Here is a 12,154-nt window from a genome sequence, read left to right as displayed (position 1 = left end):
TGCTTTTTTGCATCCCTGACGACCGAAGAGTCTACTCTCAGGGTATTATCGCATCCAATATTATTGTGTAAGGGTCACATTACTAGCAACTGCCCAGCTTCCTACGGGTGCGATTTGGTAATCCACGCCTTCAGCAAGCTTGCCGTTATTTTGCAGTTCGAACACGCCAACCGCGCCTTTGCGGGTCTGCACTTTGTACATTGCCGTCAGCGTTGTGCCGTCAGAACCCTTCAGCTGAATGGAACGGTAAGCGAACAGCTCGTCCATAGGATCCGCGGTAAGTGTGACATTCAGGGTAACCGGATCGATCTTGGAGACGGAAGCAATGGTTAGCGGTGCAATGCTCTGTGCTGTGAATGTATTATTCTTAAGCTTGAACCAGTCCGAGGTTACGGTATACTTCACGCCAGGCTGCAGGGTTGTGCCTGCCGGCAGACGGAACTTAGGCTCTTGTCTGCCATCTGTCGATTGGGTGAACCCTACGTAATTGACCGTAATCGGCTCTTGGCCTTCCGGTGTGAGGGTTGCCTGTCTCGTAGCAAGGGAAGAGATGATTTGCATAGCTTGTCCATTATATTGGTTATTCTCATTCAAGATAATCGCATTCGCCCCACGGCCGCCTGCATAAGCAGAGATGATATAACCATAATCGATTACGCCCTCGGAGCGAAGGGAATCTACTTCAAAGGTATCGGAGGTGACTTGACGAACATCGTTCAGTTGAATCATTTCTTCGCTTGCAATCACGGAATGTGCTGCCTTGCCTTTATAGTTCGTAGTATAGGTTGTTCCTGGTGTCATTGTCTGGACGGGAACGATATACGTGGCGATAGAACCTGTCTTCAGGCGCGGCTGATTCACGAGCTTCAAGCCATGGTCGAAAGCGAAGTGGGTATTTGCAGCTGCTGTTGCCTCATCTTCCAGCGTGAGCGGCGCATTGAAGGTCACTTCAAGTGTGATTTTATTCAATGCTTTAATGGATACGATCTCAGCCGACGCGGAGCGGATAGCTTTCTCAGAGAGTGCAAGAAGGCGGGCTGCATCACCGCGGGTTATTTTGTCATTACCGATGGCGAGGCCTTCCATCCAATATTGAACGGATTTCACATCACGCTGCAAGGCCTTCGCGATCATTGGGGCGACTTCGGCGCCAAGTGCCGGCTTATTGGGCTGGAACTTGGCTGTGCTGTCGATAAGACCGGCAGCGGCCGCTGTATCCACGTAAGACGTATACCACTTGTCTTTCTTGCCTTCACTATGCTGCGCCCCGCCGCTTTGATCCAGATTTAGTGCGAGTACGATCATTTTGATAAGCTCAGCCTGGGTCACATGCTGTTCAGCCTTGATCTGACCGCCTGCGTAGCCTTTAAGAACCCCTTGATTTATTAATTGGTTAATGTCTTGTTCGGCCTTCAGATTGAAATGCGTGGACACCGATGATTGCAGATGTGCTGCGGGCGCCAAGGGTGCAGCCTGTGCTTGAAATGGGAGTAGCGCGCCTCCGGCTAGCAGTGATGTCAGAGCCGCGATGGCCGCTTTCTGATGGAACTTGTTCATTATTCATCTTCCCTTCGGTTCAAAGTGGTGTTACATATCTGAATTAATCTTATATGACCACTCTAAATCGCCGGATAAGAAAGTATAAACAATTTATAAACAGAAGGATAACTTTCTGCAAAGTTGCCAAAGACTGCTAGATGGTGAACCGATAGCCTGCTCCCCAGACGGTCTCAATGAACTGCGGATTAGCTGGATCAGCCTCAATCTTCTCCCGGATTCGTGAAATATGGACGGTCACGGTTGCGATATCCCCATTCGATTCCAGTCCCCAAATCCTCTCGAACAGCTGAGCTTTACTGAATACCCGGTTAGGGTTCGCAGCCATGAATACGAGCACTTCGAATTCTTTGGCCGTGAGCGCCACTTCCCTGCCATGAACGAATACCCGGTGGGAGGATTTGTGGATCGACAGCTCCCGAATATCGATGGTGTCCGACTCTTGGACCTTATAGCCCCCTGTGAACCGTTCGTACCTTGCTAAATGGGCCTTAGCTCTGGCTACCAGCTCATTCGGGCTGAATGGCTTCGTCACAAAATCATCCGCACCGATGCCAAAGCCCCGGATTTTATCGATTTCTTCATTCTTAGCTGACACAATCAAGATAGGGACATCCAGCTGCTCACGAAGGGTTCTGCAGATCTCGAATCCGTCCACTCCTGGCAGCTGGAGATCGAGGATAATGAGGTCATATCCTCCAGCAAGGGCTTTGGCGAGTCCTTCTGATCCGTGGTGGCTTACCTCCACTTCATAGTCATGCAGCATGAAATAATCTCTCTGAAGCTCCGCAATATACGGGTCATCCTCAATAATTAAAATTCGCCTCATTCATCATCACCGACGATCCACAAATATTTTTAATGTAAAAAATACGCTGGTCCCTTGACCCTCTACGCTGGTGGCCCAGATCGTTCCGCCATGTCCCTCGATGATCTGCCGGGCGATGGCAAGACCAAGCCCGCTTCCTCCGGCAGTCTGGCTCCGTGAGGGCTCTGCCCGATAGAATCGTTCAAAAATATGCGGCAGGGAATCCTGGGGAATGCCCGAACCGTTATCCGAGATCCTGACGATGGCATATTCATCCTGCCTCTCCGTCCCAATAGTTAGCTGCTTAGGATCCTGATTCATATATTTGAGGCAGTTATCGAGCAGATTCATGGTCACACGCTTGAGCTTCTCGCGATCTGCGAGCACGAATAACGGCTCCTGTGACGCCTCTTCCCACTTTACCTCAACGACATGGTTATCGAACTCGATGGCTAATTCGTCAGCAATGCGGTGAAGGAATGGACTCAGCTCCACCTGTCCGAACGAGAAGGGCTCCTTCTTCAAATCCAGCTTGGAATAGAACAGCAGTTCATTCACAAGGCGCTCCATGTCTGTCGCTCTCGTATGGATCGCCCCGACATACTTGTCCAGCTTCTCCGGGGTATTCGTCACACCGTCCCGAATGCCTTCCGCATAACCTTTTATCGTCGTAATGGGAGTCCTTAGGTCATGGGAAATATTCGACAGCAGCTGCTTCCGGTTCTCTTCATAGTGGAGCTGCCGCTGGATAGAGTCAGATAATTGCTGACGCATCTGATCGAAGGTGTGAACGAGCTGTCCGACTTCATCGCGGGAGGTTGCGTGCAGCTCAAAGGTCAGATCTCCATCCTTGATATGTTCAGCGGATTGTCTAAGCTTATCCAAAGGGCGAATGATGGTCCGAGTCACATACCGGTAGAGCAGCAAGCCGGTTAATAACAAGATTGCGGTGAAGATAAATATCAGAATAGGGAGCAGTGTCCGCACAAGCTCTGCGAAGGGACTTCTCTCCCGAAGGACGAAGACGCTCCCTTTCTCACCTGTTTTTGCCGAGAAATAGAAGTCGAACTTGGAATAGGAGAAGAATCGATTGCCCGCGTTCATCGTATTCCGGATTGACGTATTGCCCATATCATAGGCGGGCAGGCTGGAAGTCAGATCTATACCCTTTAATGCAGGTGCGGCATAGACGATTGTATTATTGTCCCGGACGACGAGCCCGGCCTGTACCATTTTCAACTGATAGTCATACTTCTTGAGCAGAGCCTGATCCTTCAATTGTTCGGGGTCGTGCTTGGCCAGATATTTCATATCGATGAACAGATTCTCCTCTTCCTCTGAGAGCGGGTGAAGGGAATAGTGGATATTATAGAAGCTGCTGATGCTGCGGAAATCACCGGTTACAGCAACGGACAGCAGATAAGCGGTGAGCACGAACAGAATCACGGAGACCACCACTACCGATGTAAAAGAAATCAACAGCCTGAATCGAATCGACAATTTGTCATCCTCCCGTATCCTTACACCAACTGACGAGCTGGATGTAGGGTATGCGATAATCATGAATTGTAATTTAGTTCGCGGTTCCTGGCAACCGTATTATTGAAGGGCCGGAAGCAGCTGATTCTTGCTAACAGGGGAAGACTATGACACTATAGATAGATGCATATAGAGAACTCAACATTGTAACCGCGTCTTATATAGAATTGACATGCTGTGGTTCGGGGATTCGGGCAATTTCGGCATTCGTGATTAAATAACTAACCTAACAGCTTACAACAGGGAGGAACATCAAGTGGAGATAGGGATTAGCACATTTGTAGAAACAACGCCGGATGTTCACACCGGAGAGGTGGTAAGTCATGCCCAGCGGCTACGTGAAGTGGTGGAGGAGATTGTGCTCGCCGATCAGGTGGGGCTGGATGTATTCGGAGTAGGTGAGCATCACCGTGAGGATTATGCGGCGTCTTCGCCTGCCGTCGTACTGGCAGCTGCAGCGTCCCAGACTACGCGGATCAGGCTGACCAGTGCGGTGACAGTTCTCTCCTCAGCCGATCCGGTCCGGGTATTCCAGGACTTCGCCACCCTGGATGGAATATCGAGCGGGCGTGCGGAGATTATGGCGGGAAGAGGTTCTTTTATCGAGTCGTTCCCGCTGTTCGGATATGATCTGGATGACTACAACGAATTGTTCGAGGAGAAGCTTGCGCTCCTGCTCAAAATCCGCGAGTCCGAGAAGGTAAGCTGGAGCGGCGGGCACCGTCCGGCCATAGATAACCTCGGTGTATATCCCCGTCCGGTTCAGAATCCTCTTCCCGTATGGGTGGGCAGCGGTGGGAACCAGGAATCCGTGGTCCGCGCCGGTCTGCTCGGACTTCCGCTGGTGCTCGCCATCATCGGAGGCAGCCCCTTGCAGTTCGCTCCGCTCGTGCAGCTGTATAAGAAGGCCGCCGCCCATGCCGGGCATGACGCTTCGAAGCTTCCCGTAGCTTCACACTCACACGGCTTCATTGCGGAGAATACCGGGCTTGCCGCAGACAAGTTCTTCCCATCCACACAGGCAGCAATGAGCAAGCTGGGACGGGAACGCGGCTGGGGGCCTTATACCCGAGCCTCCTTTGACGCCGCACGGCGGTTCGAAGGCGCTCTGTATGTAGGCGATCCCGAGACGGTGGCGGAGAAGATCATTCACCTGCGCAAGCACGTGGGCATCACCCGCTTCCTGCTGCACGTTCCGGTCGGCTCAATGCCGCATGAGGAAGTCATGAATGCGATCAAGCTGCTTGGTACCGAAGTCGCCCCGCGGGTGCGTGAGGAGATATCCAGGTGGGAAGCAGACCAGGAGACGAATGGCTGAGATTCGTAGAGAAGCATGCTGACGCAGATTCCTGCGGGCCGTCCCAGTGCGGTGAATAAGGCGGCTTGTCAATAGATGAAGACTGTGACACTATAAAAGCATGTAAGGACAAGGAGCTCCTTATGTGCTCTTTTTTGTATAGTGCACTCCATTAATTTAGAAACGGGGAATAACCAGTCATGTCAAAATTGCCAAGCTGTCCAAAATGCAACTCAGAATATACATATGAGGATGGAAGTCTTCTTATATGCCCGGAATGCGCCTATGAGTGGGCTCCAGGTTCCGAGAACGGCCAAGAAGAGGACCAGAAGATAATCAAAGATGCTAATGGGAATATCCTGAACGATGGGGACTCGGTAACGGTAATCAAGGACCTTAAGGTCAAGGGAAGCTCATCCGTTCTGAAGATCGGAACCAAAGTGAAGAATATACGTCTGGTTGACGGAGACCATGATATCGATTGTAAAATTGACGGCTTCGGTGCCATGAAGCTCAAATCGGAGTTCGTAAAGAAAATATAGAAAGTGAGCTGTAGCCACCATGATTAACATTACTATTCCTACACCGGACGTAACGATTCATAAGCAGGAGAATCCTCAGCTGAGCCATATTTACGGGTTCACGGACTTTCACCTGATCTCCAGAGAAGTTGGCGGGATATTTATGTTCTACAACGACCGGGATGAGCTGCTGTTCGTAGGTAAGGCCAGAAAGCTGAGACCCAGAATTAAGAAGCACTTCGAAGATACGGTATCCCCAATCAAATTACACCGGGATGAAGTGGCCCGGATTGAGGTTTGTGTAGTAGAGGACCCGGTTCATAGAGAAATTTATGAGACGTATATTATTAATGAGCTTAGGGCGAAATACAATGTTGACAACGTATTTTTCAGGTAATAAATACAAGCTCAACAAGCAATAAAGCCAGAAAAAAAAGCAAAAAGGCTACTGACAGGATGGTGTCAGTAGCCTTTTTATATACTGTAACTAAATTAAGAATAAGGAGGACTAAGACATGCTTGATGAACCACAACAGCTTCGGCTTCCGCTGCAGGAACAAGGCCGATATTGGATCGGTGTGGTGTCCGCCTCACATGTGGCCCGGGGGGTGGAGGGCGGATTCGCCCAGCTGTGTCATGGCAAGTCTGCCCCGCTTAAGCGGATGCAGCCCGGAGACTGGCTTATCTATTACTCCCCCCGGACAGATATGGCGAATGGACAGCCGCTTCAAGCTTTCACCGCGATCGGACAAGTCGCGGATGACCGGGTGTATGAATACCGCATGTCAGAGACCTTTGTGCCCTTCCGGAGAAATATCCGCTACTCTCCATGCCGGGAAGTGAAGATCAGCTCCCTGCTTCAGCAGCTCAGCTTCACCAAGGGGGTAACCAATTGGGGCTACCGCTTCCGCTTTGGACATCTTGAGATCGGCAGAGAGGACTTCCTGATCATTGCGGAAGCCATGCTGCAATCAAGCTGCTTGGAGCAGGCCGCAGGCATCCATGAAGGGAACCTGTAGCCGGGGGAAGAGCTATGATGTTTAACATTAGCCCAAGTCCAGAGATTGAACAGTGACTCAAAAAGGCCATGCCCAGGCAACCCGGAACATGACCTTTTTGGATACTGTGAAGAAGAGAGAGAATATTACTGTCCTGCTTGCACTAGGACCACAATAATGGTTGTGTTACGATACCAAGCCTATTCAGCTACAAGCTTTGATGAGGCTCCATCTTCACTGCTGCCTTGCGGAGTGGATTCTCCTGCGGTCTGGTTCGTGGTCCGCAGAGGAAGCTCCTTAAGGAAGAACACAAGGACAAAGGCGACTACGAGCACGAGCGTTCCTGTCAGGAACACGGTGGACAATGTCGTGCCGAGCGCATCCCGGATGCTGTCAATCATCTGTGCGAACATAGGCTGTACCTCTGCCGGAAGCTTGGCCTGAGTTGCCTCAAGCACGGGCTTGTTCATGAGCATCTGCGGATCCGCAAAGGCGCGCAGTTTCTCGGCAAGCGCCGGGTCTACCTTGCTGGGATCAAGCGTGCTTGATGACGATTGAAGAGCATTCTTCAAATTGGTCGTCAGGTTGTTGGACATGACCGTACCCATTACAGCGATCCCAATGGTACCTCCAAGATTCCGGAAGAGCTGATTGGACGCGGTAACAACACCCAGCTCCTTATGGGATACGGCGTTCTGTGTGGCCAGGGAGAAGACCGGCATAGCGAGTCCAAGACCCATTCCGAACACAGCCATACTAAGAATGGCGGTTCCCACACTATTCATCACGATCATAATGGCCATGCCGGCGATCATAATCGGTACCCCGATCAGCGCATAACGCTTGTATTTGCCCTTCTTGGCAATCAGTTGTCCTGCAATAGCACTCATAACCACCATAACGATCGACATCGGCATGGTAACATAACCGGCAAGAGTTGGGCTGATACCGAGAACACCTTGCACAAAGAAGGAGATATAGATCATGGCTCCCATCAATCCAAAGTTCATAATGAAGCCGATAATGTTGGAGATGGTCACCACGCTGTTCTTGAACAGATGAAGTGGAAGAATTGGATTCTTCACTTTGGACTGCACAAAGACAAAGATAATGGCAGATACAAGGGTTGCACCAAGAAGCCCTAAAATCTCCGATGATCCCCATTCATATTTCGTGCCTGCCCATGAGAAAGCGAGCAGAAGGGGAACGATAGTGGTAGTGATGAAGAGAGAGCCGAGATAGTCGATCCCCTCGGACGGTCTGCGTTCCACTTTAGGGAACAACATAAGAATCATGATGAAGGCCACAATTCCGAGCGGCAGGAAGATCCAGAACAGCCAGTGCCAGTCCATATTGTCCACCAGATAACCGCCCAGCGTAGGTCCAAGCACACTGGAGAAGCCGAAGATTGCGGTCATATAGCCCATCCATTTACCGCGCTCGCGTGGAGAGAACAAGTCCCCTACAGCTGTGAATGCCGTAGATTGGATAATCCCGGCGCCAATTCCCTGGATCCCCCGGTAGATGATGAACTGATAGACGTCAGAGGAGGTCCCCGTCAAGAAAGCCCCGATCATAAATAATAGAATACCAATTAATATGAAGGGCTTGCGGCCATAAATATCGGACAGCTTGCCGACAAGAACAGTCGCAATTGTAGATGTAAGTAGATAGATATTGATGGTCCAGGTGTAATAATCCATACCATCAAGGATCGCGATAATCCGCGGCATTGCTGTGCTGGTAATCGTCTGATTGATCGCGGCGAAGAACATGGCGGCCATAATGCCGAACATGATCGTGATTTTTCGTTTATGTGATAAGTGCTCCATATAAGTTAATCTCACCTCTAAAAAAGTTATTTGTCCATGGCCTGCAGCATGGTGCCAAAAATACGTCTCAAATGCTCCATATCTTCTTCAGGCAGCAGAGTGAAGAACGAGTGGATCGCTTCACTATGGCCTTCCTTCGCTTCTTGGATGATCGCTTCCCCTTTCTCTGTTATGGAAATATTCACGACCCGCCTGTCCTTCTCGGCGCGCTCGCGACTTATATAACCCTCTTCAAGCAGCTTGTCGGTAATCCCCGTGATCGCTGCGGGTGTTATGCAGAGCGCATGGGCCAGCTGGGATACCTTCCTGGGACCCTCCTTGCTCAGTACATAGAGCACTCGGAACTGGGCCAGGCTTAGAAGCTGGTTCTTCTTGTTCCACTCATGCGATATTCCCTTCAGCAGAGTTCTGAACATGGTTGCTACCTCGAATAGCAGTTCACTTTCAGCCACTAGTACCCCCTCCAGAGCTGCGATAGATTCGCATGATTCCAACCTCATATTCTGGCGAATACGAGTTAGTTAACCAAATAATAGTTTAGTGCTAAACTATAAATGCATTTAATAAATTATCACTTAATGAAAATAATGTCAAGATGTTTCAGAAAATAAATGAATATTGGCTATGAAGCGCATAAGATCGCCTCCTGCTAACCATGCTATAGGAGAACCGGAGAGTTTTTTCATTGAAAGGAGAGGTCTTATTCATGAAGCGTTATGATTCCAGTCTTCAAGCCAACAGCAGCGTTGCCGGAGCTCTGAACTCAGTGAACAAGCTGCATTATGCCGTATCATCGGCCCTCAGCCACCCGACGGAGCAGATGGCTGAGCAAGCCGAGAACAGCCTTGAGCATACCGAACGGGCTGTGCAGCAGGCGGACCCGTCTTTTGGAAGGGCGGGAGTGGAGCTTGCGGAGGAACTTCTGGCCGAGGAGAAGCAGCGGATGTCGTCCCTGGGTAACCGGACACGGTCCGCGGAGTAATTATTCTAGGCGGCTGATCAGGGCTATGCTGCCATTAGCCTTTAGCGGCCAAGCATTACATGTACCTACACCAAAGAACAGCCAAGCGGTTAATGTCCCGCTGGCTGTTCTTTGCTGCCCCTAGCAAAGGGGCTTCTCTGCAGATTCGTGATCACTGCGGGCAGGACCGGCATTCCGAGCTCATGAAGAGCTAGAAGAATTGCACCCGCCACGGGAGAGAGGATAGGCTTATGAACCTGATACCGCCGATGGGATCCACACTGAAGCTGCCGGGTCAGAGCTCTGCTTACATAGGTGGAATTGGCTACACCGCCAATCAGGACGACATCAACGGATTCATTTGCAAAAGAGCTCCCCAAGAGCTCAACGCCCACTTTGATCTGGCTTACGGCACGATCGCAGACCCGCATGGCTGTTGAGCTTCCCTGGGAAGCTGCCTCCGTAATCCAGGGCGCAAATCTGCCAAAGGTACGGTCACGGAGCTGCCGGTCAGCTTCAAATCCCTTCTTCGCCAGCTGATAGAATTCAGACAAGGTCTCCACATGCCAGTGTGTCTTCATGGCAGCAATAAGGCCTTCATCTGTAGAATCCGTATTTCCGGCAAGGATCTCGTACACGGCATCATAAGCAATGAGCCGCGCGCCGCTGGCTGCGTAATGATGGAATTGATCATTTCTAAGCTGCTGTCCCTCTTCTGTAATGGCTAATATGTTTGAACCCGTTCCCGCAATCACGACAATGCCCGGCTGCATCCCCAAGGCACCTTGATGTGCAATCACAGCATCGTTCACATGCCATGTCGGGCAGATTAACCCGGGCAGCCGGGTCAGCGTCATAATCCACGCCAAGTCATCCTCCGTATCATATCCGGCGATGCCGGCAGCGACCCCGAGCACCTGCTCCGGGGACTTGCCTGCTTGTACCAAGGCCTCTTCGATAGCCCCCGTCACATTTCTCGCGGCAGAAGCGTCCCTATAGATCGAGGCAGGGCCTTTCTCGGTATAAGCCAGCACCTCTCCGCGTAGATTACACACCATAGCGCGCGTATGTGTGCCGCCCCCGTCGATTCCAATTACTACTTTGTCTGCCTGATCTGTCAACTCGGTCACCTGCCCCATCTAATTCCTTCATATAGTTCAGAATTATACTTGATGCTGGTTCATAAGTGCAGGGATTACTCTACTACGCAAGCGGGTTACATTCAAAAAGACAGGGAGAGCTCTACCAGCCTCATTCCTGTCTTATTAAATAGGTCTCGTATTTTGCTACAACTCCTCTGTAGAGTCGGCATCTCGTGCAAGCTTCACGATATCCGCGTCGGGGTTCGACCGCCCCAGGATCAAATCTCTCAGAATATGCGCGCCCACCATACCATACACGGTTCCGTTGCCACCGTAGCTGAGCAGATAGTAGATACGCTCTTTGACAGGATGTCTTCCGATAAAAGGCAGGCTATCCACCGACTGGCCAAATACCCCGGCCCAGGCGAAGGCGGTCTTGAGGCTGGGCAGCGGAAATAACTGCAGGACCTTCCTCCTGATGGTCTCGGCCTGCTTACGAAGGGATGCCTCGCTATGCTTCGTCCCCGGCGTATCCTCGTCCAAGCCGCCAGCTATAATTCGCCCATCGGGAGTTGTCCTCATGTACACATACGGCCGCCTGGTCTCCCAGATTAATACCCGATCCTTCCAGCACGAGAGATCGTCAACAGGTTCAGTAGCAATGGCATAGGAGCGGGTAAGATTCACTCGGGTCCGCATAAGGCCTGGGGCCGCATCATAGCCTGTCGCGAATATCACCTGGGAACAATGAAAGGGACCCACTGAGGTGTGCACCCTCAGCCGATGCACGGCCTCCTCAATTCCGGTTACCCGGACGTGTTCGAATACATGCACAGGGTGCGGGTGTAATTGATGGAGAATTCCCCTGCTGAACCTGACAGGGTTAACCTCCGCATCGCCGTAAGTGATCAGGGCTGCCGGCTTCGAGAAGGGGTAATAAGAGCGCAAGTCACCCTCCGTCCAGTAATCGACCTTGAAGCCATGGGCGGCAAGCGTGTCATACTCCTTCTTCAGCGGGGCCACGTGGGACTGTTCGCTTGCGAAATATAGACTGTTGCGGCGGATGAAGTCTGCAGGCGTATCCAGCTTACCGGCAATCTCCTGCAGCTGAGTCAGAGCCTGCTCGCATAATTTATAGAAGCGGATGGCCTTGTCCCTGCCAATCTGTTCAATCAATTCATGCAGCATAACATCACTTGAATACTGGAGGAGTCCCATATTTGCCGAGGTACTTCCGCCGCCCATGGCGCCCCTGTCGATCACAGCAATACTCAGGCCCTCAGCCGCGAGGGAATAAGCGCTTAAGGCACCGGATATTCCCCCGCCGACAATGATGACATCATAGTGGTTCAGCATTTCGCTTCGGGTGAATGGGGAATCCGGCTTGTCCTCCGCCCACAGCGGTTTGCCATTATATAAGTCCATAATTATGCCTCCAATTCTACGCATCTATTGTAGAGTCTGCCCTGCTTTAAAATCAGAGAAACCTCATCGCAAAGTTGCAGACCATAAAGACCGCCTTCAGCCTGGCGGCCAAAGACGGTCTTCTGCTGTTCGCT

At 51.2% G+C, this 12,154-nt stretch carries 12 protein-coding genes; 5 read left to right on the top strand and 7 right to left on the bottom strand.

Features of this window, described 5'->3' with window-relative positions:
• Positions 1-60: 60 nt before the first annotated feature.
• The 3 genes from LDO05_RS17995 to LDO05_RS17985 form a co-directional block, all read right to left on the bottom strand.
• The gene (locus LDO05_RS17995) at positions 61-1,557 is read right to left on the bottom strand and encodes an S-layer homology domain-containing protein (RefSeq protein ID WP_251376678.1); all 1,497 of its coding nucleotides are present in this window, start codon (positions 1,555-1,557) and stop codon (positions 61-63) included.
• A gap of 136 nt (positions 1,558-1,693) precedes the next feature.
• Entirely contained in the window at positions 1,694-2,386 is a 693-nt protein-coding gene (locus LDO05_RS17990; RefSeq protein ID WP_251376677.1) for a response regulator transcription factor, read from the bottom strand.
• A gap of 6 nt (positions 2,387-2,392) precedes the next feature.
• Positions 2,393-3,865 (bottom strand): sensor histidine kinase, encoded by a 1,473-nt coding sequence (locus LDO05_RS17985; protein WP_251378780.1) that lies wholly within the window; start codon positions 3,863-3,865, stop codon positions 2,393-2,395.
• A 295-nt stretch (positions 3,866-4,160) separates the two neighbouring features.
• Between LDO05_RS17985 and LDO05_RS17980 the strand changes: the two genes are divergently transcribed.
• The 4 genes from LDO05_RS17980 to LDO05_RS17965 all read left to right on the top strand — a co-directional run bounded on the left by LDO05_RS17980 (position 4,161) and on the right by LDO05_RS17965 (position 6,741).
• Positions 4,161-5,222: an LLM class flavin-dependent oxidoreductase gene (locus tag LDO05_RS17980; protein WP_251376676.1), complete on the top strand. Its 1,062-nt coding sequence runs from the start codon at positions 4,161-4,163 to the stop codon at positions 5,220-5,222.
• 179 nt (positions 5,223-5,401) lie between these two features.
• Complete coding sequence (locus LDO05_RS17975; protein WP_251376675.1) at positions 5,402-5,743, top strand: zinc ribbon domain-containing protein YjdM; 342 nt, start codon at positions 5,402-5,404, stop codon at positions 5,741-5,743.
• 19 nt (positions 5,744-5,762) lie between these two features.
• Positions 5,763-6,119: a nucleotide excision repair endonuclease gene (locus LDO05_RS17970; RefSeq protein WP_251376674.1), complete on the top strand. Its 357-nt coding sequence runs from the start codon at positions 5,763-5,765 to the stop codon at positions 6,117-6,119.
• Between the two features lie 118 nt (positions 6,120-6,237).
• Positions 6,238-6,741 (top strand): EVE domain-containing protein, encoded by a 504-nt coding sequence (locus LDO05_RS17965; protein WP_251376673.1) that lies wholly within the window; start codon positions 6,238-6,240, stop codon positions 6,739-6,741.
• 179 nt (positions 6,742-6,920) lie between these two features.
• Here LDO05_RS17965 and LDO05_RS17960 read toward each other — a convergent pair whose 3' ends face one another.
• Together LDO05_RS17960 and LDO05_RS17955 are read right to left on the bottom strand one after the other, a co-directional pair.
• A complete protein-coding gene (locus LDO05_RS17960) occupies positions 6,921-8,552 on the bottom strand; it encodes an MDR family MFS transporter (RefSeq protein ID WP_251376672.1) in 1,632 nt (543 codons plus the stop codon).
• Positions 8,553-8,578: 26 nt separating this feature from the next.
• A complete protein-coding gene (locus LDO05_RS17955; RefSeq protein ID WP_251376671.1) occupies positions 8,579-9,004 on the bottom strand; it encodes a MarR family winged helix-turn-helix transcriptional regulator in 426 nt (141 codons plus the stop codon).
• Between the two features lie 254 nt (positions 9,005-9,258).
• On the opposite strand from LDO05_RS17955, the gene LDO05_RS17950 reads away from it, so the two are divergent.
• Positions 9,259-9,534: a hypothetical protein gene (locus LDO05_RS17950; protein WP_251376670.1), complete on the top strand. Its 276-nt coding sequence runs from the start codon at positions 9,259-9,261 to the stop codon at positions 9,532-9,534.
• Between the two features lie 89 nt (positions 9,535-9,623).
• On the opposite strand, the gene LDO05_RS17945 is transcribed toward LDO05_RS17950, so the two are convergent.
• Together LDO05_RS17945 and LDO05_RS17940 are read right to left on the bottom strand one after the other, a co-directional pair.
• Positions 9,624-10,652 (bottom strand): N-acetylglucosamine kinase, encoded by a 1,029-nt coding sequence (locus LDO05_RS17945; RefSeq protein WP_251376669.1) that lies wholly within the window; start codon positions 10,650-10,652, stop codon positions 9,624-9,626.
• Between the two features lie 147 nt (positions 10,653-10,799).
• A complete protein-coding gene (locus LDO05_RS17940) occupies positions 10,800-12,020 on the bottom strand; it encodes an NAD(P)/FAD-dependent oxidoreductase (protein ID WP_251376668.1) in 1,221 nt (406 codons plus the stop codon).
• Positions 12,021-12,154 lie beyond the last annotated feature (134 nt).

The organism is Paenibacillus sp. YPG26 (genome assembly GCF_023704175.1).
Lineage (GTDB): Bacteria > Bacillota > Bacilli > Paenibacillales > Paenibacillaceae > Fontibacillus.
Note: the sequence above shows the minus strand (reverse complement) of the source record. Positions and strands in the feature narration are given on the sequence as shown.